Origin of the sequence: Bacillus sp. EKM501B, assembly GCF_011800505.1 — a bacterium.
In the GTDB taxonomy this organism is placed as follows: Bacteria; Bacillota; Bacilli; order Bacillales; family Bacillaceae_G; genus Bacillus_A; species Bacillus_A cereus.
In genome coordinates, this window is sequence record NZ_JAALFZ010000001.1 from 473,434 (window position 1) to 495,168 (window position 21,735).

Sequence of the window (21,735 nt, forward strand, 5' to 3'; positions counted from 1 at the left end):
TATTTATCCCGCTATTCGCCGGTCAGTAAGACCCTCACCTCAAAATTCAGCAGAAGCAAAGAAGTTAGGTGGAGGCACTGCTGCCCGTAAAAGCCCGATTGGTGAGGGCTAATAATCAGTGGGGGATGAACAAAACCCTCACTGATTAAAGTTTCACTTTATACGTAAAAATATAAATTAATATGTAATAAATATCGAAAATTTGACTATTTTATGAACAAAACATTTGTACTTCTTATCAATTCGGTCTAAAATAGTTATGATGCAAAGTTCTTATAAATCGTTTCAATTGTTGTTTGGAAGATACTGAGGTGATTTAACTGGAGTACAAATCTATTAAACCGAAAAAAATTTACGAAGAAGTATCTGAAGCTATTTTAACAATGATTAAAAATGGTACGTTAAAACCTGGTGACAAACTACTTCCTGTGCATCAATTAGCTGAGCAGTTTCAAGTTGGCAGATCTGCTGTTCGTGAAGCGCTAAGTGCGCTAAGAGCGATGGGCTTAATTGAGATGAAACAAGGAGAAGGTACATATGTGAAGAACTTCGATTCTTCTTCATTAACGAAATCATTAAACAATAGATTATTAATGAAGAAAGAAGATATTTTGAATTTATTAGAAGTACGAAAGGTGCTTGAAGTGGGGGCAGTTCGAGTAGCGGCGGCAAAACGTACGGAAGATAATTTACAAAATATGAAACATTGGTTAGATGAAATGGCAAAGAGCATTGGAGATGAAAAGGCTGGCGAAAAAGCCGATTTTCAATTTCATATGGGAATTGCAGAGTCTTCGCATAATAGCATTTTGCTTGAACTCATGAATCATGTTTCAGAGATGATTGCTGAAACGATTGGTGAATCAAGACGCATTATTTTATATGGTGAACAAACGACATCAGAACGACTTATAGAAGAGCATCAAGTTATATATGATGCGGTGTTAAAACAAGATGTAGAATTAGCGCAGCAAGCAATGCTAGATCACTTAACAAATGTAGAAAATATTGTCACAGGTAAAAACGATATAAATTCGTAATTTAATCTTTTAAAAATTTAATTTTCTGATAAAATAGAGAAAGATTAAGTAAGCGTTTTCTTTAGAAGAGGGAGAGGATAGGCCATGGTTGAGCCTATTTCTTCTCTGCTAAGTCATCTGATGACCATATGTTTGTTGGTGAAGTTGTAAAAAGGGGGAGTAATAGTTATGAAAGTTACTTTATTTGTTACTTGTTTAGTCGATATGTTTGAAACAAATGTCGGCAAAGCAACGGTTGAAGTGTTGGAGCGTTTAGGTTGTGAAATTGAATTTCCAGAAGCGCAAGTTTGTTGTGGTCAGCCTGCTTATAATAGCGGCCATGTAGAAGCAGCAAAAGAAGCAATGAAACATATGATTGAAACTTTCGAAGATGCAGAATATATTGTTACGCCATCTGGTTCTTGTGCGACAATGTTTCATGAGTATCCACATGTTTTCAAAGATGATCCAAAGTGGGCTAAACGTGCACAAAAAGTTGCTGATAAAACTTATGAATTTACACAGTTTATTGTGGATGTTTTAAAGGTTACTGATGTTGGTGCAAGTTTACCAGGGGTCGCTACTATTCATAAATCATGTCATATGACACGTATGCTTGGAATAAAAGAAGCACCAGGAATTTTATTATCAAATGTAAAAGGATTAACTGTGAGAGATTTGCCAAACGTGCAAAATTGTTGCGGGTTTGGGGGAACGTTTTCAGTTAAGATGACTCCAATTTCTGAGCAAATGGTAGACGAAAAAGTAGATAGTGTAATGGAAACAGGTGCAGATTATTTAATTGGTGCAGATTGTGGGTGTTTGTTAAACATTGGCGGACGTATTGAGCGTTTAGGAAAAGAAGTAAAAGTAATGCATATTGCTGAGGTACTGAATAGTCGCTCATGAAGGGGGAACATAAGCTATGTCTATGAAAATCAGTGAGAAAAAATTTAATGATCGCGTTGGTGATGGAATTCAAGATTCGTTTATGCGCGGAGCAGTATCTTCTGCACAAACGCGTTTATATACGAATCGCTTAAAAGCCGCAGATGAACTAGGAAACTGGGAAGAGTGGCGTGAACTAGGTGAACAAATTCGTCAACATACGTTAGAAAATCTTGATTATTACTTAATGCAGTTAAGTGAAAATGTATCAAAAAGAGGCGGACACGTGTACTTTGCGAAAACGAAAGAGGAAGCAGCAAAGTATATTCAAGACGTTGCAAAAAAGAAGCAGGCAAAAAAGGTAGTAAAATCAAAGTCGATGGTAACAGAAGAAATTAGTATGAACCATGCGCTTGAAGAGATTGGCTGTGAAGTGTTAGAGAGTGACTTAGGAGAGTATATCTTGCAAGTAGATAACGATCCACCTTCACATATTATTGCACCTGCACTTCATAAAAATAGAACGCAAATTCGCGACGTATTTAAAGAAAAGCTAGGCTATGAAAATTCTGATGACCCGTATGAAATGACAAAGTTTGTTCGTAAACAACTTCGTGAGAAATTTATGGATGCAGAAATTGGTGTAACTGGTTGTAACTTTGCTGTTGCAAATACTGGCTCTCTTTGTTTAGTAACGAATGAAGGTAATGCAGATCTTGTTATGTCAATTCCTAAAACACAAATAGCGGTAATGGGTATGGAACGTATGGTTCCGACAATGGAAGAATTAGATGTTTTAGTTGGTTTACTATGTCGTAGTGCAGTAGGTCAAAAATTAACAAGTTATGTAACAGTAGCGGGGCCAATTCAAGAAGAGGAAGTTGATGGACCTGAAGAATTTCATTTAGTTGTTGTTGATAATGGTCGCTCTCAAATTCTTGGATCTGAATTCCGTTCAGTATTACAATGTATTCGTTGCGCTGCTTGTGTTAATGTATGTCCTGTATATCGTCACGTTGGTGGACATTCATATGGATCGATTTACTCAGGACCAATCGGTGCGGTATTAACACCGCTTCTAGGTGGATATGATGATTACAAAGAGCTTCCTTATGCATCTAGTTTATGCGGAGCATGTACAGAAGCTTGTCCAGTAAAAATTCCATTGCATGATTTATTATTAAAACATCGTCAAGTCATCGTTGAGCAAGAAGGTCGTGCACCACTTGCAGAAAAACTGGCTATGAAAATGTTTAGTATGGGTGCTTCTTCAGCTGCTTTATATAAAATGGGTTCAAAAATGGCACCAGCGGCAATGAGTCCATTTACATCTGGTAATCGTGTATCAAAAGGTGTTGGACCACTTAAAAACTGGACGGATATTCGTGAATTTCCAGCTCCAAGTAAAGAACGATTCCGTGATTGGTATAAAGATCATAAGAAAGGCGGGGATAAATAATGACAGGATTAATTCAAAACCGTGATGCCTTTCTAGATAACATTGCAAAAGAACTTGGGCGCGCGCGTAAAACAGAAGGTGTAGAGCGTCCAGTATGGAAAAGTAATGTGAATATAGAAACGTTAAAAGATTATTCACAAGAAGAATTACTAGAAGTGTTTAAAGAGCAATGTACAAACATTCATACAACTGTAGTAGAAACGACAAACGACCGTTTAGGTGAAGACCTTCAAAAAGTAATCATGGAAAACGGCGGGGGACCTATTTTATTATCAGCAGATGCGCGTTTTGATGCATATGGTTTAACATCTTTATTTAAAGAAGAACTTCCAAAACGAGATGTTGAAGTAAATGTATGGGATCCAGAGAGAAAAGACGAAAATATGCGTTTAGCTGAAAAAGCGAATATTGGTATTGCATTTAGTGATTATACATTAGCTGAATCTGGTACAATTGTTGTACAAAGTCATAAAGGTCAAGGGCGTTCTTTACACTTTTTACCGACTGTATATTTTGCTATTATTCCACGTGAAACACTTGTGCCTCGTATTACACAAGCAGTTCAGGATATGAACTCACGCGTAGAAAATGGGGAGACAGCGGCATCTTGTATTAACTTTATTACAGGGCCAAGTAACTCGGCTGACATCGAGATGAATCTTGTTGTCGGAGTACATGGACCATTAAAAGCAGTTTATTTCATCGTATAAAAGAGGGGAAAGCAGGCCTGGAAATGGCCTGCTTTTTAGTAGAATAAAGGATAATATGAAGTAGAAGTTCTCTCCTTTTTTTGCTATGTTTTTTGGGAAAGGAGAGGAAGGGATGTTCACTTATTTATATGCACTGTTAGCAGGGATGGTGTTTGGTTCTTTTTTTATGCTAGTTGCGATGAGGGTTCCATTAGGTGCTTCTATTATTACCCCGCGTTCACATTGTGATTATTGCAAATATGTGCTAAGGACAAAAGAACTAATCCCCATCATTTCATTTTATATACAAAGAGGCTGTTGTACGAATTGTAAGAGGAAAATTCCAATTATGTATGTAGCATTTGAATGTATAACAGGAGGTATATTTCTTCTTACAGTGTATATGATTGGAATAGAACGAGAGCTTATTATTATTTTATCCCTTTTTTCGCTACTTCTTATTATTTCAGTTACAGATTACTTATATATGTTAATTCCTGATTGTATTTTAATTTCGTTTGCCTTTTTACTCATTCTCGAAAGTGTTTTTGTACAATTAGTTACTTGGACAGATAGTATAGCTGGTAGTGGTGTTATATTTATTTTGTTATATTGCATGCAAAAGATATATCCAGAAGGGCTTGGCGGAGGAGATATAAAACTACTTTCGTTACTTGGATTTATAGTAGGAGTGAAAGGAGTTTTTATCGTTTTATTTTTAGCATCTTGTTTTAGTCTTTGTTTTTTCGGGATTGGTATCGGATTAAAACGTATAGAAGTACGAAAGCCAATTCCATTTGGTCCTTTTATTAGTCTCGGGGCAATATGTTATGTATTGGCCGCATATTCAAATTAGAGAGGGAATCGAAAATGAACGTATATATGGATGATCAAAGAAGTTGCCCGTTCGGGTATGTGCCCGCAACTACAGTAGAATGTGCTTTGCAAATGGTTCGGGATTATGATGTGAATATTCTTTCTCTTGATTTTAATATGGGATGGGGAGCGAAAAATGGACTAGATTTTGTAGAAGCTTTTTGTACAGAGGGGTTATATGTAAATGAAATTCACTTTCATACGAATGATGTCATCGGTATGCACAAGATGAAACAGAGAATGGATAAGGGAAAGGAAGAAGGAGAAATTACTCCTCACCTTGTTATTAAATACGTGGGAAGCTAAAAACTCCAAAGTAAAACTTTGGAGTTTTTAATGTTTCATATGGGCTTGTAAAGGAATAATCTCTTCTTGTTGAGCTGTTGCGATTTCAGTTTCTTCCTGTTGAACTTCAGGCGTTTTCTTTGTTAAGTAGTGGTATACCATACCGACAAATACTGATCCGCCAATAATGTTACCAATTGTAACAGGAATTAAGTTATGAATAGCACCTGAAAAAGAAATTGTCTCAGGATGCGGTGAAACTAAAGATAAAGCAAAGAGTGATAAGTTTGCAATACTATGTTCGTAACCAGATAAGAAGAATGTGAAAACAAGTAGCATCATGACCATTATTTTTGCTGTGTCACCTTTAACCTGAGAAGGTAAGAAGCAAGCAAGACATACGAGCCAGTTACATAAAATGGCTTTAAAGAATAACTGCATCGTAGGTGTATTCATCTTTCCTTCAACGACTTTACTCATTAAGTGACCGTGATCAATTGCTTCAAAAATTCCAGTTGCGTAAAATAGTAAGGCAAAGAATAATGCGCCGGCTAAGTTACCTGCATAACAAGCAACCCAGTTACGAAGTGTATCAGAAATCGTTGTTTCTTTTCTTAAAGTTGCGACAGTAAAGTACATTGTGTTCCCAGTAAACAATTCAGCACCGCCATATATAATAAGTACGAGAGCAATCCCGAAAAACATAGAAGCGGCTAAATAAGTTGCTGGTGAATCTGCAATGTGAAAAAAGTTACCTAATTTAAAACATAGTACAATAATAAAACCGATATAAATACCAGCAAGTGCAGCACGAATGAAATATTGCATTGGGTTTGTATCTAGTATTTTCTTTTTGCTTTTAGCCAGTTTGACAACATAATCTAGTCCTTGTTCTAGCATGAGTAATACGCTCCTTTAGTAAATCTTCTATAAATACTCCTTATATGAATAAAGTACATGGAATTGTTCTTACTTTCAATAAGTTTGTGCAATGTTTCACAAAAAGGACATACATACATTAAGAAAACGTTTACAAAAGGTAGTATAATGGAATTTTTTCTGGACATTGCGAGGAAGAAAGGAAAAAGAAAAAGCGCTGTAATTACAGCGCTTTTTCGTCTAAATTCTTTTCCACTTTTACTTCTACTTCTTTTGAGAAGAACCAACCACCAACTGCGATTCCGACTAATACAATCCAGAATGTAAGCTTCCACGGAGTGGATTCTGGGAATGAATGTGGAATTACATTTAATGCAGGATGTGCTAATGTATAAACTGCTAGCTTCACACCAACCCAACCTACAATTAAGAATGCTGCAGTTTCAAGCCCTGGTTTACGTTTTAAGATTTGTACGAAAGCAGTTGCTGCAAATCGCATAATGATTAATCCGATAAGTCCACCTACAAAGATAACAACGAATTGCCCAGTATCAAGACTACCAATTGTACCTAGTCCTGTTTTTGGTAAAGTCATTGCTAGTGCAACAGCAGCTAAAATTGAATCAACTGCGAAGGCGATATCAGCAACCTCAACTTTAAATACAGTCCACCAAAAGTTCTCTTGTTTTTTCTTTGCTTCTTTTTCTTCTGTTTCTTCATCTGTATTCTTTTTAACATATGTTTTAAATAAGTGATTACCAGCGATAAACATAAGGTAGATGGCACCGATTGCTTGCACTTGCCATACATCGACTAAGAACGAAATCATAAATAACGATCCAAATCGGAAAACGAATGCCCCCGCTAATCCGTAAAATAGTGCTTTCTTTCGTTTTTCTTCTGGTAAATGTTTTACCATAATTGCAAGAACAAGAGCGTTATCAGCCGCTAAAATCCCTTCAAGTGCAATTAGGATGAGTAATACCCAACCATACTCCAATAATAATGATACATCCATGTACATTCTCCTCTCATCTCTATAACTTCTAAATAAGTGAAGAATTTCCCCACTATTTAGTTTCCCCATACTCCTGCCTATTAACTTTGGGAGAATCTGGAAATGAATGCAAAAAAGACCTCTGCCGTTAATAGGCAAAGGTCTTGCTAGACATATGTAATAAAAATGCCAACAAAGCCGGAAGAACTAAGTTCTACGTAATGACGACTTTGTTTCCAAGATATATTCTTGGACGCTACTCCCCTTTGGAGATATGTTATTGTATTCTCATTATATGGATAATTTATACGGTTGTCAACCTGTTAAAATATCTTCATTCGGATATTTTATTTTTCGGTTCTTTTTACGAGCAAATGAAAATGCCAATGTTAAAGGACCCATTTTCCCAAAAAACATCATAAAAATAATAATCGCTTTTCCAATTATAGTTAAGTGGGGTGTTAAGTTCATACTGAGGCCAACAGTCCCAAATGCTGAAAATACTTCGAAAGCACTCATCAATAGAGGAACTCGTTCAGTAATACTCAAAATTAAAATAGCAAAAAAGATAAATGAAATAGAAATAATAGTAATGGTTAATGATTTGACAATGAGAGTATCTTTAATGGATTTTTTAAATACGACAATATCTTCTTGTTGTTGTAAAAATTTAAATACACCAAAAAATATGATTAAAAATGTTGTTAACTTAATCCCCCCACCCGTTGAAGCACTACCAGCACCAATAAACATAAGTAGCATCATTAATAGTAGGGAAGGTTTTGACAATGTAGAAATATCAACTGTATTAAAACCGGCAGTTCGCGTTGAAATTGCTTGGAAATAAGAGGCCATTCCTTCTTCAAATGGGGTAAACCCTCTCATAGAAAGGGAGTTATGGAACTCGAATATAAAAATAAAAAGGGTAGCAATAATGTTGATGATTAGAGTAGAAGAGAGCATAAGTTTTGAATGTAGTGTAAGGTTTTTAAAGTTTTTCTTTCTTTTTATGTCTACGATCACTGTAAAACCAATTCCACCTAAAATGATGAGAGAGGAAATGACGAAATTGACAATAATGCTATGAGAATGGGACATTAAATTATCGCTCCACACAGAAAAACCAGCATTGTTAAAGGCTGAGATTGAATGGAAAAAACTATAATAGATCCCTTTGGTAACCCCGTATTTTGGTACCCACTCAAAAGAAAGAATTAAAGTAGCGATACATTCGACTGTAAAAGAGAATAAAAATAATGCTTTGGCAAGACGGATGACGCCGCCTATATTCGTTTGATTTAATGCTTGTTGCAGTAAAATCCGATTTTGAAGACCGATTTTTCTTCCGAGCATAATCGCAATTAAGACAGCAAAGCTCATAATACCAAGCCCGCCAACTTGTATAAGCGTTAAAATGATACATTGTCCAAACAAAGTAAATACTTTTCCAGTGTCCACAACACCAAGCCCTGTAACCGTACAAGCAGAAACTGTTGTAAATAAAGCATCGAGCCATGAAATAGACGTTGTTGTAGCAATTGGAAGCTTTAATAAGCATGTACCTATAATTGATAACATGATAAAAGACAAAGTAAGAACGCGGGGAGGACTCATACGAATGTTAATCCGTTTCATGTTATATATCGTTCCTTTCTGTTTGCTCTTACTAGTATGTGAAAAAGTCCGATTATGTATGTGAAAAATAGAAAGAGGCAGAGAATATCTGCCTCTAAGCCATATGTTATATTATTATCCACGTAATTGTTGTTGAGCTAAAGAAACAAGACGTTTTGTTACTTCACCGCCAACTGATCCGTTAGAACGAGATGCTGTATTAGACCCTAAGCTTACGCCGAATTCTTGTGCAATTTCATATTTAAATTGATCAAGTGCTTGTTCAGCACCTGGAACTAGTAATTTGTTTGTTTTTGCCATGATGATACACATCCTTATGAGTAATCCAGTCCAGATAAGTACTTATCTGAATTGGTACTGTTATTTTATGTGGAACCGGCGTGCTCATACGCGGAAGTAATCGGTGTGATTAGAAGTTATTGGATAGAAAAAAGAGTAGCAAATTTGCTACTCTTTTTTTAGTATTGTCGCTGTACCTTCCACGACAATATCATCCGATTGATTATATATATTTGTTTGCAACGTAATGATTTTTTTATCGTCACGCTTCTTAATAACCTCTGCCACAACGCGAAGTGTATCACCGATTTTGACAGGGGCACGGAATGAAACATTTTGGGATAAATAAATCGTATTTTTGCCTGGGAGTTTCGTTCCAAGGATGGTAGAAATAAAACTCGAAACGAGCATACCATGGGCAATACGTTCTTTAAACATTGTCGTTTTCGCAAAAGAATCTAAAATGTGAATAGGATTCACATCTCCAGTCAATTTTGCAAAATTGATAACATCTTCATCTGTAATTGTTTTTGTAAGGGATGCTTGATCACCGACTTGAATCTCATCATAGCGAAGCTCCGGAACAGTTTGTGCTTCTTGAAATGGATTCATTTTGTCCTCCTTCTTTTCCATATCGAAAAATGTTAGCCATCTTGATGTAGTAGGAGGAAGAAAGAGTTTTGTTTGTGCTGCGGTTAGCTCCCACATTTTTCTTACTTGATGGAAGTAAATAGATTTTTTGAGTTTTCCTCGAACTTTTTTGCGAGTTCCAACTGTTTTGACTTGAACTCTTCCAAAAAACCCTCTAACTGTTTTTGAGCCTCTTCACGTTGTAATTGTTGTTGCTCAATAAATTGTTTTGTTGTTTCTTCAAATTGACCGCTTGTTTGTGTAAGAATTGACAAAGATGTTTTTGTAGGAGAAACAGTAAGTTGATGCATATGAGCAGAAAGTTCCTTCCATTTGTCCTGCCACTCGTTAATTTGATCATTTAAGGAGTTTCCAGTTAATTGTTTCACGTAATCTGTATATTGGTTGTTGAACTGAGCAGTGAGTTGTTGTAGTTCTTTTTCTAGTTCATCTACTCCTGATGTTAATTTATGCAAAGCGTCTTGTTGTTGTTTTAATGTTTCTAAAGTAAGCTGCTCTAATTGTTTCCCAGCTGAAGAGAAAAGGGAAAGTGATTGAGACCAGTTTTTCCAAAATGCATCGACTAATTCGTATGGTTTAGTTTCCATTGTTTGACCCCCAAATGTTTTTTTGCATATTGTGAACGCAGATTACTCTGCTGTACCACCAGGTGAAGATGAAGAATCCTTTTCATCCTTTTCTGGAGAAGTAGAAAATGGAAAGAATGCATTGGTGTATAACGTGAAAAACGTTCGCAACATATTTTGATAATGTTCAAAAGAAGTCGCACATGTTGTTAAATATTGCTCTCCATATTCAGTTAAAGAATAAATTCTTTTTGCCGGCCCTCCATCGCTTGTATCCCAAGTAGAAGAAATAAGGTTTTCTTTTTCTAATTTGCGTAGTGTTCTATAAACATTACCTTGGTCAACAGAAGAAAAGCCGATATCCATTAGCATTTGAATAAGTTTGTAACCATGAAGACTCCAGTCTTTTAGACAGAGAAGTAAGAAGGGAACTAAGAAGTTTTTTGGCATGGAGTTTGGTTGCTTCGCTTGGTTGCTCTCCAAACTTTCGCGTTGTTCTGGTTCATTTTGTAGCATGATTGTGCATCACCTCATGAATCAGTTAGATGGAATTTTTTGCTTATAAGTGCAATTTACACCTATCTGTTTTTAAAGTCAACACATTTGTTAGAAAATAGAAAAAAATAAAATATAGACTTGAAGTTTTATTCAGAATATTAGAAAATAGTGAATAGGTTGAATTGTTTCAAAAACGAAAAAGGGAGTGTAGGTAAAGTGATTGATCAAAAATTCGATCCACTACAAGCATGGAAAAATGCTTATGAACAAACCGAAACATTTTGGGGAAAAGCGCTCAATGAAACAATTAAAACAGAAGAATATTCTGCTTGGATGGGCAGCGTTCTAGATTTGAATTTGTTTTATCAAAAAGCATTAAATGATACGACAAAAAACTATTTAGAACAAGTAAATGTGCCGACGAAAGAGGATATCGCGAGAGTAGCTACGCTAGTTATTAACTTAGAAAATAAAGTAGATAACATTGAGGAGTTTCTAGAGGAGAAAGTCGATTCTTTAGGACAAGCTCCTACATTAAAGCGTGATGTGACGAAAGTGAAACAAGATATTCGTACGCTTGAAACAAAAGTAGATCAAATTTTAGAATTGCTAGAAAAGCAAAATGCAGTACTAGCTAAACTACAAGTACCTGTAAAAGAAGAGGTAAAGCCTGCGAATAAGCCAGAAAATAAAAAATGATAAAAGCGCTTGTTTATAACAGATAAAAGAGAGAGGGAGAATCTCTTTTCACGTATAAACAGCGAAACATAATTATATATGGACTCTATAGTATGAGTACCAAAATGATTCATAACAATCGTTCACAAATTCATTTAAGGGGGAAAAGAAATGGTTCAATTAAATGGAAAAGTAGCAATCGTAACAGGTGGAGCAAAAGGAATTGGAAAAGCAATTACAGTAGCATTAGCACAAGAGGGAGCAAAAGTAGTTATTAACTATAATAGCAGTAAAGAAGCAGCTGAAAATTTAGTGAATGAATTAGGAAAAGACGGACATGATGTTTATGCAGTGCAAGCGGATGTTTCTAAGGTAGAAGATGCAAACCGACTTGTAGAAGAAGCTGTGAATCATTTTGGTAAAGTTGATATTCTTGTTAATAATGCTGGTATTACAAGAGATCGTACATTCAAAAAGTTAAATCGTGAAGATTGGGAGCGCGTAATTGACGTGAATTTAAGTAGCGTATTTAATACGACAAGCGCTGTTCTTCCATACATAACAGAAGCGGAAGAAGGAAGAATTATTAGCATTTCTTCTATTATTGGTCAAGCAGGTGGATTTGGCCAAACAAACTACTCAGCAGCAAAAGCAGGTATGTTAGGATTTACAAAATCATTAGCGTTAGAACTTGCAAAAACAAATGTCACTGTAAACGCTATTTGCCCAGGATTTATTGATACTGAAATGGTAGCAGAAGTACCAGAAGAAGTACGTCAAAAAATCGTTGCAAAAATCCCGAAAAAACGTTTTGGTCAAGCCGATGAAATTGCAAAAGGTGTAGTATACCTATGCCGTGACGGTGCGTATATCACAGGTCAACAATTAAACATTAACGGCGGATTATATATGTAATGAAGTAAGAAAAAAGTGCATATCCATAGCAGGAATGCACTTCTTTTTTTAAGAAGGAAATCGACCAAAAAGGAGATAAAAAAATGACTACATTCGCAACAGAATGGGAAAAGCAATTAGAGCTATACCCAGAAGAGTACCGAAAAGCATACCGCCGAGTGAAAAGGGCGAGTGAAATTTTATTACGTGAACCAGAGCCGCAAGTAGGGTTAACGCCGAAAGAGGTTATTTGGACGAAGAATAAGACGAAGCTTTATCGCTACATTCCAAAACAAGAAAAAACACAAAGAGTTCCAATTCTGTTAATATATGCTCTTATTAATAAACCATATATTATGGATTTAACTCCTGGAAATAGTTTAGTGGAATATCTAGTGGATCGTGGTTTTGATGTGTATATGCTTGATTGGGGCACATTTGGTTTAGAAGATAGTCATTTGAAATTTGATGATTTTGTGTTTGATTATATTGCAAAAGCAGTAAAAAAAGTAATGCGAACTGCAAAATCGGACGAGATTTCTTTACTTGGTTATTGCATGGGTGGAACGCTAACTTCTATTTATGCAGCACTTCATCCGCACATGCCAATTCGTAATTTAATTTTCATGACAAGTCCTTTTGATTTCTCTGAAACAGGATTGTATGGCCCTTTATTAGATGAGAAATACTTCAATTTAGATAAAGCGGTTGATACATTTGGAAATATTCCGCCAGAAATGATTGATTTCGGAAACAAAATGTTAAAGCCAATTACGAACTTTGTTGGTCCATATGTTGCTTTAGTAGATCGTTCAGAGAATGAGCGCTTCGTCGAAAGCTGGAGATTGGTTCAAAAGTGGGTTGGTGATGGTATTCCGTTCCCAGGTGAATCATACAGACAGTGGATTCGTGATTTTTATCAAAATAATAAGTTGGTTAAGGGTGAACTCGTTATTCGCGGACAAAAGGTAGACCTTGCAAATATTAAGGCGAATGTCTTAAATATTTCCGGGAAACGTGATCATATCGCTTTGCCATGTCAAGTAGAAGCATTACTAGACCATATTTCTAGCACAGATAAACAATATGTATGTTTACCAACAGGGCATATGTCTATCGTTTACGGTGGAACAGCTGTAAAACAAACATATCCGACGATTGGAAATTGGCTTGAAGAGCGTTCTAATTAAAAATAAAAAAATCCAACTAGCTTATGTTAGTTGGATTTTTTTATGAAAAATAACAAAACATAGAAAGGAGAAATTTATATTTTAGGAGTATAATTATGAAACTTATGATGGGTAAGTTGTTTTGGAATACAGGAGTTTCTGTACCTTGTTATCCACTGTTAGAAAATGATATGATATGTGATGTGCTCGTAGTTGGAAGCGGTGAAGCCGGTGCTCATATAGCGCATTCGTTAGCGAAAATTGGCATGAGTGTTACACTTATTGAAAAAAGAGCAATTGCGTGTGGTAGCACAGCTGCTAATACAGGTTTACTACAATTTCTTCATGATAAATCGTTAACCTCTCTTATCCATACATTTGGTAAAGAAAAAGGGGTACGAGCATATAAGCTTTGTTATGAAGCGCTAAGAACAATGGAAGAGGTTATACCGACTCTTGATATTAATCCCCATTTTATTCCGCGAAATAGTTTATATTATGCAAGTAAAAGTGAGGATGTCTCATTTTTACAAGAGGAATATAATACGTTACAGAATTATGGATTTCCAGTTGAATATTTTACAGAAGCTGATATTAAGAAACGTTATTCTTTTGCAAAACAAGCAGCGTTATATACGCAAGGTGATGCTGAGGTGAATCCGTATTTACTAGCGTATAGTTTTTTGCATAAAGCAAACCAAATGGGAGCTAATATATATGAACATACAGAGGCAATACATATAAAAAAACGCAAAAATGATTTAATTTGTTACACGAAAACAGGAAATCAAATTGTAGCAAAGAATATTATTATGGCGACAGGTTATGAGGCGCTTTTTGGAAAGAAAGAAAAAAATACAACAGTAGACACCTCTTATGCAATTGTAACAAATGAAATAGATCAATTTGAAGGCTGGCATGAGCGATCGTTAATTTGGGAAACGGCACGGCCCTACTTATATTTTCGAACGTATCGAAACCGCATTATTGTAGGCGGATTAGATGAAGCGCTACAAATTCAAACAATTGGTGATACGAAATTATTGCATAAGCGTGATATCCTTATTAATATTGTAAAAGAGATGTTCCCGCAGTATAAAAATATACAGGCAGACTACTATTGGGCAGCCGCATTTGGTGGTACTCATGATGGTCTCCCCATTTTAAAAGAAGACGAAAAGATACATAATTTGTTTTATGCATTGCCGTATGGAGGTAATGGAACTGTATATGGAATGGTCTTTGCCAAATTATTTGAGCAGTTATTTACAAATAAAGAAAGTAAAGATTTTTCTTTATTTAATCGATAGAAAAAAGGTAGCGAAGTGATGGAATGAGAGATATAAAAAAGTTTTTACAAAAATTACGTCCTGTACAACTCATCGTTTTGTTTTATTTATTAGCGGTAGTTGTATCGGTGATATTGCTTAGTTTACCGTTTGTTACGAAGCCTGGTGTGAAATGGACATTTATAGATGCGCTTTTTACATCGGTTAGTGCGGTAAGTGTTACGGGACTGTCTGTTATTACGATTTCAGATACGTTTACTACAGCAGGAATTATTGTTTTAGCTCTTATTTTACAATTAGGCGGCTTAGGAATTATGGCGCTTGGGACATTTGTTTGGATCATTACGGGGAAAAAGATTGGTTTGCAAAGAAGAAGATTAATTATGGCAGACCATAATCAAGGAAATTTATCGGGTCTCGTAGAATTGATGCGTTCTATTTTAATTGTAATTATTTCAATAGAACTTATTGGAGCAATCTTATTGGGGACAAGATTTTTACTTTACTTTCCGACTTGGCAAGAAGCTTATTTTCACGGTTTCTTTGCAGCTGTTAGTGCGACTACGAACGGCGGATTTGATTTAACAGGACAATCATTAATTCCGTATAAAAAAGATTATATTGTTCAAATGATTCATATGTTACTAATTATTTTAGGAGCGATTGGTTTCCCTGTGCTAATGGAAGTGAAACAATTCCTTAGTAAAAGGAGACAACAATTATTCCGTTTTTCATTATTTACAAAATTGACGACAACAACATTTTTTGCACTCGTTGTTGTTGGTACAATTATGATTTTTTTACTGGAGAGAAATCATTTTTTAGTAGGAAAGTCATGGCATGAAACTGTATTTTATACATTATTCCAATCTGTGACGACGCGAAGTGGTGGACTTGCAACAATGGATATACGTGAATTATCACAACCGACGCTTTTATTTATGAGTATATTAATGTTTATAGGGGCATCTCCAAGTTCGGTTGGGGGCGGAATACGTACAACTACATTTGCTGTTAGTATATTGTCACTATACACCTTTGCAAGGGGCGGTAGAACAGTTAGAGTCTTCAAACGTCAGCTACATGAAGAGGATGTACTGAAAGCATCTGTCGTTATGACGATGGGGATTTTGTTATGTGCTACTGCGCTATTCATTTTATCTATTACGGAAAATGTACCGCTTATGAGCTTAATTGTTGAAGTTTGTTCTGCTTTCGGAACGACGGGACTATCAACAGGTGTCACGCCTGATTTAACAACTGTTGGGAAACTTGTACTTATTGTGCTTATGTTTATCGGACGCGTTGGTATTTTAACATTTATTTTAGCTAGTGGTGGAAGGGAACAACCACCTCGCTATAAATACCCGAAAGAGCGGATTATTATTGGATAGTATGAAACCATTCTACCTACGTTAGGTAGAATGGTTTTTTAGTCGTTAATTCCAAATTGTGGATGCATGAAAGCTTCATCTTTATTATCCGCTTCGTTTTTTAGCAACTCTTGATTTTCTTCTGAAATCCACCCAATATCATTTGTAGGATGGATCCACTCATCGCCAGCCATAATGGCAGGATCTACTTCATCACTCCAATTGTTAAGCGGACTGTTCTCGGAATTATATTTACTGTCTCCAATTACAACATTATATTGATTCACAAAAGGTTGTTGCATCGTTTTTCCTGTTCCTTTAAAAGATGGAAAATTCATTTGATGCGGGAGCGTTTCGTCTAAAATGGGTGATTGAATCTTTTCTTTTTTCTTCAAAATTATCGCTCCTTTTTATAATGATTTCTTCATATGTAGTATTTCCATCTAACGCCTCTTATGTACTTGTTAACACTTGCCAGTAATAATTATTTTAAGTTGTTTCAAACTAGAGTAGAAAGTGATTTCTTGAGAGCAGGTGAATGTATTGGTAAAAAGAAAAGTGAAACAAAATGCGGCAATCAATAATAATAAAACTCCGAAAGAAAGCTTACCAGATGCAGAATTTGCATTAGAGTATGAAGGAGAAAATAGCGCAAAGTATGCGAATCGTAATTCAAAAAAAGGGAAACAAAAATGAGGCGTTTTTTACAAACGCCTCATTTTTTTGTGGGATTATAAAGGTTTTTTTAATTATTTGTAAATTTAGTGTTTTCTATGAGCAGAAAAATGCGAAAAAACATAGAAGTAGCAACGTATTACACAAAAACAAACAACAAACAAAAGATTAATGTTGGTTTAATACTGCTTTTACACTAGTTGTTTATATTTGAGTTGTACATAAGATTTGTAAAAGGAGAGAGAAACAGTGAAAAAAACAATCTTTAAAGCTGTAGCGACTGGAATGGTATTTTCGTTATTAATGGGGTGTGGTGCAAAGAAGGAAGAAAGTGCTGGAGCGAAAGTGAAAGATGACAAATTATCTGGATCATTAACTGTTTACACAGCAATTGAAGAAGAGCTTGTACCAATTTATCTTGATTCCTTTAAAAAGAAATATCCTGATGTGAAATTGAACATTGTACGTGATTCAACAGGAGTTATTACTGCGAAATTGCTAGCTGAAGGGAAAAATACACAAGCAGATGTTGTATGGGGAACTGCGGCATCAAGTCTATTAGCTTTAGATAAAAAAGATATGTTAAAAGGATACTCTCCAAAAGGAGCAGATCGTGTTCTTCCACAATTTAAAGATGATAAGCAACCTGAAAAATGGGTAGGAAATACTGCATTTATGACGGGGATTGCTGTAAATAAAGAAGAGTTAAAGAAGAAAAATTTACCGATGCCAGAATCATATGAAGATTTAACGAAACCAGAGTATAAAGGAACACTTGTTATGCCACATCCAGCATCATCTGGAACAGGATTTTTAACAGTTTCTGCATGGCTACAAATCATGGGTGAAGATAAAGGCTGGGATTACATGAAGAAACTTCATGATAATATGGCAAGTTATACGCATTCAGGATCAAAACCAGCGAAATTAGCAGGAGCGGGTGAATATCCAGTTGGCGTATCAATGGTTTATAGTGCTTTGAAAGAGAAACAAAAAGGTGCACCAGTTGAAGTTGTATTGCCGAAAGAAGGATTAGGTTGGGAAGTAGAAGCGAACGCACTTATTAAAAAAGATAATGCAAAAAATGAAAAATTAGCGCAAGCATTTTTAGATTGGGCGATTACTGATGATGTAATGAAGTTATACTTCGAGAAAAATGGATTTGCGACAATTAAAAATGATTATAAACTTCCAGATGGATTCCCTAAAGATGTAACAGAAAAGTTATACAAAAAGAATGACTTTAAGTGGGCAGCAGAAAATCGTGACAAAATTTTAGAAAAATGGGAAAAAGAGTTTGGCCAAAAAGCAGAACCGAAAAAGTAAGTGAGTGGGAGAGAGAAAAAATGAGCGAATATTTATCAATTCAACACATTCAAAAACAGTTTGATGCATTTACAGCGTTAAAAGATATTTCTTTTACTGTGAACAAAAATGAGTTTGTATGTTTATTAGGCCCAAGTGGTTGTGGGAAAACGACATTGCTTCGAATTTTAGCAGGGCTAGAAGAGGCAACAACAGGTAGCATAGCTGTGAATGGAAAAGATATTACAGCATTACCTCCTGGAAAGAGAAACTTCGGAATGGTGTTTCAATCGTATGCATTATTTCCGAATTTAACAGCACTTGAAAATATTGAATACGGCTTAAAGACAAAAAAATATGGAAAAGTAGAAGTAAAAGAGAAAGCGCTAGAGGCGTTAAAACTTGTAGATTTGCTGAATGTAAAAGATAAATATCCTGCTCAAATGTCTGGTGGACAACAGCAGCGAGTGGCACTTGCACGTGCGCTCGCTCTGTCTCCAGATATTTTGTTACTCGATGAGCCGTTATCTGCTTTAGATGCAAAAGTACGTGAAAAGTTACGTAGAGAAATGCGTGATTTGCAAGAGAAAGTAGGAGTAACAACTATTATGGTCACGCATGATCAAGAAGAGGCATTAACGATGGCTGATAAAATTGTTGTAATGAATCATGCGGAAATTATGCAGATTGGAACACCAGAGGAGATTTATCAAAGACCGGCCAATCCGTTTGTGGCAGATTTTATTGGTTCTATTAATTTCTTTTCGAAAAATAACGAAGAGCATGCAATTCGTCCTGAACATGTAACAATTGTACAAAAGGACGGTATTAAAACAGTTGTGGAAAGTATGGAATTTCGTGGATCTGTATATCGAACGGAAGTGCGAGTCGTAGAAGAAAACACACACCTTTATAATGAGAAAATTGTAGTGGATATATTAGCATCAGAAGTAGAAGTAGCTGATATTAGAAAAGGAAAGCCGATTCAAATCTCTTTCTCAGAAAATCATATGTTGTCATATGGAAAGAAGGTCATTGTATAGATGGAGATGTTAGAAAACTACAAGGTAGAAAGTGCGAAAAAAAAGATTAAGAGAAGTATAGGGAAAGAGGAATGGATCCAAAGGCTTGTAATTATCGGTATGATTCTTTCCTTCCTTGTCATACTTGTATTACCACTATTACAACTATTTACACAAGCTTTTTATAATAAAGATGGAGTTTTCATTGGTTTAGCGAATTTTAGTAAATATTTTACAACACCAACTTTAGTTCAGTCTTTACAAAATACGGTATGGATTTCGGGCGCAACAACAATTATTTCAGTTTCAATTGCATTCGTTTACGCATATGCAATTGCCCGTACGAATGTTTTTGGAAAGCGTGTATTTCAGTATGTAGCGTTATTACCATTGTTTGCACCAACGATGATGCACGGTATAGCACTTACATATTTATTTGGTAATCAAGGGCTAGTAACGAAAGGAATGTTTGGGTTATTTGAAGGTATACAAATCCCTTTATATGGACCAGTAGGAATTGTAATAGCTGAAGTTATGTATACATTTCCGCAAGCCTTTCTCATATTACTAATTGCCTTTCAAGGATCCGATTATCGTTTATATGAAGCTTCTAATATGCTAGGGGCGAGTAAAACAAAACAATTTTTCACGGTTACTTTACCTAGTGTAAAGTACGGATTAATTAGTGCAATGTTTGTTGTGTTTACACTTAGTTTCACTGATTTTGGGGCACCAAAAATTGTTGGTGGACAATATAATGTGCTTGCTACTGACGTATACAAACAAGTAATTGGACAGCAAAATATGTCGATGGGTGCAACAGTTGGAATGATTTTATTAATCCCAGCTATATTCGCATTTGCAGTTGATCGTATTACGCAAAGAAAGCAGGCGAATTTCTTATCTTCAAAAGCAGTACCATACAGAATAATAGCTAATAAGAAAAGAGATGTCATCTCATTCATATACTGTAGTGTGATTACATTTATGATCATTCTGTTATTTGTGGCAGTTGGTATTGCTGCAAGTGTGAAAGTATGGCCATATAATATGAGTTTTACATTTGAGCATTTTAATTTTTCGAGTTTAACAGGAGATGGACTTGAAGCATTTAAAAATAGCGTAATTGTTTCAGCAGTTACAGCAGTTATTGGGGCGATTTTAACATTTGTATTTGCATATGCAATTGAGAAAATAGACCAGCTACAATTCTTCCGAAAAACAGGTTACTTTTTCTCTATCGTTCCTTTAGCCATACCAGGTTTAGTACTCGGATTAGGATATGTCTTTTTCTTTAGTCAACCAACGATTCAAATTTTTGGACTATCAGTAACGAACCCGTTTCATTCTTTATACGGAACAATCGCTGTGTTAGTACTAGTAAATATCATTCATTTTTATTCTGTAACATTTGTCACGGCAACGACTGCTTTAAAGAAATTAGATCGAGAGTTTGAGCTTGTTTCGCAGTCGATGGGTATTCCGTTTTATAAAACATTCTTTAGAGTAACGGTACCAATGTGTTTACCAGCAATTTTAGAAATGGTAATGTACTACTTCGTAAATTCAATGGTAACTGTATCGGCAGTTGTATTCCTATATGCAGCTGATTTTAAACTAGCTGCCGTATCAATCGTAAATATGGATGATGCAGGAAATGTGGCGCCAGCAGCTGCAATGAGTGTGCTTATTGTTGTTACAAATATTGTAGTAAGAGTTGTATATGAATGGGGAACGAAAGCACTTCGTAACCGAACTTCACAATGGCAAAAAAGATAAGTAAGAAAGGTGATGGACAGAATGAAAATTGAAGCAGTTATTTTTGATTGGGCAGGGACAACAGTTGATTACGGATGTTTTGCACCACTAGAAGTATTCATGGAGATTTTTCATAAACGGGGTGTAGCAATTACAGCAGAAGAAGCTCGTAAGCCAATGGGGTTATTAAAAATAGATCATGTAAGGGCACTTACTGAGATGCCTCGTATTGCGAGTGAGTGGAATCGTGTTTTCCGACAATTACCAACAGAAGCAGACATTCAGGAGATGTATGAAGAATTTGAAGAGATTCTCTTCGCTATTTTACCGCGCTATGCTTCGCCGATTAATGGAGTAAAAGAAGTGATTGCTTCTTTACGTGAAAGAGGAATTAAAATTGGTTCAACGACTGGTTATACGAGAGAAATGATGGATATTGTAGCAAAGGAAGCAGCGTTACAAGGATATAAACCTGATTTTCTTGTTACGCCAGATGATGTTCCAGCAGGCCGTCCATATCCATGGATGTGCTATAAAAATGCAATGGAACTTGGTGTGTATCCGATGAACCATATGATAAAAGTTGGGGACACAGTATCAGATATGAAAGAAGGTAGAAATGCTGGAATGTGGACAGTTGGTGTAATTCTTGGCAGTAGCGAGCTCGGTTTAACGGAAGAAGAAGTGGAGAAGATGGATTCGGTAGAACTTCGTGAAAAAATAGAAGTAGTTCGCAATCGTTTCGTTGAAAATGGGGCGCACTTTACGATAGAAACGATGCAGGAACTCGAAAGCGTAATGGAACATATCGAGAAACAAGAACTTATTATTTCATAAAAGGGGAATAGGAT

General features: G+C 35.7%; 24 protein-coding genes and 1 riboswitch. Of the genes, 16 read left to right on the forward strand and 8 right to left on the reverse strand.

The genetic code is table 11. The features are described 5' to 3' along the window. Positions 1–350: 350 nt before the first annotated feature. The 6 genes from HFD78_RS02455 (at position 351) to HFD78_RS02480 (ending at position 5,237) form a co-directional block, all read left to right on the forward strand. Positions 351–1,040: a FadR/GntR family transcriptional regulator gene (locus HFD78_RS02455; RefSeq protein ID WP_254905699.1), complete on the forward strand. Its 690-nt coding sequence runs from the start codon at positions 351–353 to the stop codon at positions 1,038–1,040. Positions 1,041–1,208: 168 nt separating this feature from the next. Continuing rightward, positions 1,209–1,928: a (Fe-S)-binding protein gene (locus tag HFD78_RS02460; RefSeq protein ID WP_000869150.1), complete on the forward strand. Its 720-nt coding sequence runs from the start codon at positions 1,209–1,211 to the stop codon at positions 1,926–1,928. Between the two features lie 16 nt (positions 1,929–1,944). After that, positions 1,945–3,366: a LutB/LldF family L-lactate oxidation iron-sulfur protein gene (locus HFD78_RS02465; protein WP_000061930.1), complete on the forward strand. Its 1,422-nt coding sequence runs from the start codon at positions 1,945–1,947 to the stop codon at positions 3,364–3,366. Next, positions 3,366–4,076 carry a LutC/YkgG family protein gene (locus HFD78_RS02470; protein WP_000147183.1) on the forward strand — a complete coding sequence of 237 codons (711 nt, stop codon included), beginning with the start codon at positions 3,366–3,368 and terminating at the stop codon, positions 4,074–4,076. The genes HFD78_RS02465 and HFD78_RS02470 overlap by 1 nt, the downstream gene beginning before the upstream one ends. A 112-nt stretch (positions 4,077–4,188) precedes the next feature. Continuing rightward, positions 4,189–4,911, forward strand: a complete 723-nt coding sequence (locus HFD78_RS02475; RefSeq protein WP_000495716.1) for a prepilin peptidase — start codon at positions 4,189–4,191, stop codon at positions 4,909–4,911. 14 nt (positions 4,912–4,925) lie between these two features. Further along, positions 4,926–5,237 carry a cyclic-phosphate processing receiver domain-containing protein gene (locus HFD78_RS02480; RefSeq protein WP_001103760.1) on the forward strand — a complete coding sequence of 104 codons (312 nt, stop codon included), beginning with the start codon at positions 4,926–4,928 and terminating at the stop codon, positions 5,235–5,237. 27 nt (positions 5,238–5,264) lie between these two features. On the opposite strand, the gene HFD78_RS02485 is transcribed toward HFD78_RS02480, so the two are convergent. The 7 genes from HFD78_RS02485 to phaQ form a co-directional block, all read right to left on the reverse strand. After that, the gene (locus tag HFD78_RS02485) at positions 5,265–6,116 is read right to left on the reverse strand and encodes a formate/nitrite transporter family protein (protein ID WP_000893027.1); all 852 of its coding nucleotides are present in this window, start codon (positions 6,114–6,116) and stop codon (positions 5,265–5,267) included. A 202-nt stretch (positions 6,117–6,318) separates the two neighbouring features. Continuing rightward, positions 6,319–7,113 (reverse strand): TerC family protein, encoded by a 795-nt coding sequence (locus HFD78_RS02490; protein ID WP_000383326.1) that lies wholly within the window; start codon positions 7,111–7,113, stop codon positions 6,319–6,321. Positions 7,114–7,195: 82 nt separating this feature from the next. After that, positions 7,196–7,369: riboswitch (yybP-ykoY riboswitch) on the reverse strand. 38 nt (positions 7,370–7,407) lie between these two features. Further along, positions 7,408–8,727: a TrkH family potassium uptake protein gene (locus tag HFD78_RS02495; RefSeq protein ID WP_000822330.1), complete on the reverse strand. Its 1,320-nt coding sequence runs from the start codon at positions 8,725–8,727 to the stop codon at positions 7,408–7,410. A 114-nt stretch (positions 8,728–8,841) separates the two neighbouring features. Further along, on the reverse strand, positions 8,842–9,027 hold the full coding sequence (locus HFD78_RS02500) for an alpha/beta-type small acid-soluble spore protein (protein ID WP_001140707.1): 186 nt from the start codon (positions 9,025–9,027) through the stop codon (positions 8,842–8,844). 147 nt (positions 9,028–9,174) lie between these two features. Next, on the reverse strand, positions 9,175–9,618 hold the full coding sequence (locus HFD78_RS02505) for a MaoC family dehydratase (RefSeq protein ID WP_001067916.1): 444 nt from the start codon (positions 9,616–9,618) through the stop codon (positions 9,175–9,177). A gap of 101 nt (positions 9,619–9,719) precedes the next feature. After that, on the reverse strand, positions 9,720–10,244 hold the full coding sequence (gene phaP, locus HFD78_RS02510) for a polyhydroxyalkanoic acid inclusion protein PhaP (RefSeq protein ID WP_000448594.1): 525 nt from the start codon (positions 10,242–10,244) through the stop codon (positions 9,720–9,722). A gap of 42 nt (positions 10,245–10,286) precedes the next feature. Beyond that, on the reverse strand, positions 10,287–10,739 hold the full coding sequence (gene phaQ / locus HFD78_RS02515) for a poly-beta-hydroxybutyrate-responsive repressor (RefSeq protein WP_000939955.1): 453 nt from the start codon (positions 10,737–10,739) through the stop codon (positions 10,287–10,289). A gap of 198 nt (positions 10,740–10,937) precedes the next feature. Between phaQ and phaR the strand changes: the two genes are divergently transcribed. From phaR to HFD78_RS02540, 5 genes are all read left to right on the forward strand, one after another. Further along, on the forward strand, positions 10,938–11,420 hold the full coding sequence (gene phaR, locus HFD78_RS02520) for a polyhydroxyalkanoic acid synthase subunit PhaR (RefSeq protein ID WP_000566942.1): 483 nt from the start codon (positions 10,938–10,940) through the stop codon (positions 11,418–11,420). A gap of 150 nt (positions 11,421–11,570) precedes the next feature. Next, a complete protein-coding gene (locus HFD78_RS02525; protein WP_000250407.1) occupies positions 11,571–12,314 on the forward strand; it encodes an acetoacetyl-CoA reductase in 744 nt (247 codons plus the stop codon). 83 nt (positions 12,315–12,397) lie between these two features. Then, a complete protein-coding gene (gene phaC / locus HFD78_RS02530; RefSeq protein WP_000206336.1) occupies positions 12,398–13,483 on the forward strand; it encodes a class III poly(R)-hydroxyalkanoic acid synthase subunit PhaC in 1,086 nt (361 codons plus the stop codon). A 95-nt stretch (positions 13,484–13,578) separates the two neighbouring features. Continuing rightward, the gene (locus HFD78_RS02535; protein ID WP_000772518.1) at positions 13,579–14,772 is read left to right on the forward strand and encodes an NAD(P)/FAD-dependent oxidoreductase; all 1,194 of its coding nucleotides are present in this window, start codon (positions 13,579–13,581) and stop codon (positions 14,770–14,772) included. A gap of 23 nt (positions 14,773–14,795) precedes the next feature. Continuing rightward, the gene (locus HFD78_RS02540; RefSeq protein ID WP_001204707.1) at positions 14,796–16,145 is read left to right on the forward strand and encodes a TrkH family potassium uptake protein; all 1,350 of its coding nucleotides are present in this window, start codon (positions 14,796–14,798) and stop codon (positions 16,143–16,145) included. Positions 16,146–16,183: 38 nt separating this feature from the next. Here the strand turns inward: HFD78_RS02540 and HFD78_RS02545 are convergent, their stop codons facing one another. Then, entirely contained in the window at positions 16,184–16,519 is a 336-nt protein-coding gene (locus HFD78_RS02545) for a DUF3905 domain-containing protein (RefSeq protein WP_000726027.1), read from the reverse strand. Positions 16,520–16,667: 148 nt separating this feature from the next. On the opposite strand from HFD78_RS02545, the gene HFD78_RS02550 reads away from it, so the two are divergent. The 5 genes from HFD78_RS02550 to phnX all read left to right on the forward strand — a co-directional run bounded on the left by HFD78_RS02550 (position 16,668) and on the right by phnX (position 21,721). Further along, positions 16,668–16,820 carry a hypothetical protein gene (locus HFD78_RS02550; protein WP_000240799.1) on the forward strand — a complete coding sequence of 51 codons (153 nt, stop codon included), beginning with the start codon at positions 16,668–16,670 and terminating at the stop codon, positions 16,818–16,820. A gap of 228 nt (positions 16,821–17,048) precedes the next feature. Continuing rightward, positions 17,049–18,125: a putative 2-aminoethylphosphonate ABC transporter substrate-binding protein gene (locus tag HFD78_RS02555; protein WP_000750895.1), complete on the forward strand. Its 1,077-nt coding sequence runs from the start codon at positions 17,049–17,051 to the stop codon at positions 18,123–18,125. Positions 18,126–18,145: 20 nt separating this feature from the next. After that, a complete protein-coding gene (locus HFD78_RS02560; protein ID WP_000006192.1) occupies positions 18,146–19,147 on the forward strand; it encodes a putative 2-aminoethylphosphonate ABC transporter ATP-binding protein in 1,002 nt (333 codons plus the stop codon). Then, entirely contained in the window at positions 19,148–20,905 is a 1,758-nt protein-coding gene (locus tag HFD78_RS02565; RefSeq protein WP_000425517.1) for a putative 2-aminoethylphosphonate ABC transporter permease subunit, read from the forward strand. It abuts the gene before it with no gap. A 21-nt stretch (positions 20,906–20,926) separates the two neighbouring features. Continuing rightward, positions 20,927–21,721, forward strand: coding sequence for a phosphonoacetaldehyde hydrolase (gene phnX, locus HFD78_RS02570; RefSeq protein ID WP_000687365.1), 795 nt, complete (start codon positions 20,927–20,929; stop codon positions 21,719–21,721). Positions 21,722–21,735 lie beyond the last annotated feature (14 nt).

Excerpts from the sequence above, each read along its gene's own strand:
- HFD78_RS02460 (WP_000869150.1), top strand. The coding sequence starts at position 1,209 with ATGAAAGTTACTTTATTTGTTACTTGTTTAGTCGATATGTTTGAAACA.
- HFD78_RS02465 (WP_000061930.1), top strand. The coding sequence starts at position 1,945 with ATGTCTATGAAAATCAGTGAGAAAAAATTTAATGATCGCGTTGGTGAT.
- HFD78_RS02470 (WP_000147183.1), top strand. The coding sequence starts at position 3,366 with ATGACAGGATTAATTCAAAACCGTGATGCCTTTCTAGATAACATTGCA.
- HFD78_RS02475 (WP_000495716.1), top strand. The coding sequence starts at position 4,189 with ATGTTCACTTATTTATATGCACTGTTAGCAGGGATGGTGTTTGGTTCT.
- HFD78_RS02480 (WP_001103760.1), top strand. The coding sequence starts at position 4,926 with ATGAACGTATATATGGATGATCAAAGAAGTTGCCCGTTCGGGTATGTG.
- HFD78_RS02485 (WP_000893027.1), bottom strand. The coding sequence starts at position 6,116 with ATGCTAGAACAAGGACTAGATTATGTTGTCAAACTGGCTAAAAGCAAA.
- HFD78_RS02490 (WP_000383326.1), bottom strand. The coding sequence starts at position 7,113 with ATGGATGTATCATTATTATTGGAGTATGGTTGGGTATTACTCATCCTA.
- HFD78_RS02495 (WP_000822330.1), bottom strand. The coding sequence starts at position 8,727 with ATGAAACGGATTAACATTCGTATGAGTCCTCCCCGCGTTCTTACTTTG.
- HFD78_RS02500 (WP_001140707.1), bottom strand. The coding sequence starts at position 9,027 with ATGGCAAAAACAAACAAATTACTAGTTCCAGGTGCTGAACAAGCACTT.
- HFD78_RS02505 (WP_001067916.1), bottom strand. The coding sequence starts at position 9,618 with ATGAATCCATTTCAAGAAGCACAAACTGTTCCGGAGCTTCGCTATGAT.
- phaP (WP_000448594.1), bottom strand. The coding sequence starts at position 10,244 with ATGGAAACTAAACCATACGAATTAGTCGATGCATTTTGGAAAAACTGG.
- phaQ (WP_000939955.1), bottom strand. The coding sequence starts at position 10,739 with ATGCTACAAAATGAACCAGAACAACGCGAAAGTTTGGAGAGCAACCAA.
- HFD78_RS02525 (WP_000250407.1), top strand. The coding sequence starts at position 11,571 with ATGGTTCAATTAAATGGAAAAGTAGCAATCGTAACAGGTGGAGCAAAA.
- phaC (WP_000206336.1), top strand. The coding sequence starts at position 12,398 with ATGACTACATTCGCAACAGAATGGGAAAAGCAATTAGAGCTATACCCA.
- HFD78_RS02535 (WP_000772518.1), top strand. The coding sequence starts at position 13,579 with ATGAAACTTATGATGGGTAAGTTGTTTTGGAATACAGGAGTTTCTGTA.
- HFD78_RS02540 (WP_001204707.1), top strand. The coding sequence starts at position 14,796 with ATGAGAGATATAAAAAAGTTTTTACAAAAATTACGTCCTGTACAACTC.
- HFD78_RS02560 (WP_000006192.1), top strand. The coding sequence starts at position 18,146 with ATGAGCGAATATTTATCAATTCAACACATTCAAAAACAGTTTGATGCA.
- HFD78_RS02565 (WP_000425517.1), top strand. The coding sequence starts at position 19,148 with ATGGAGATGTTAGAAAACTACAAGGTAGAAAGTGCGAAAAAAAAGATT.
- phnX (WP_000687365.1), top strand. The coding sequence starts at position 20,927 with ATGAAAATTGAAGCAGTTATTTTTGATTGGGCAGGGACAACAGTTGAT.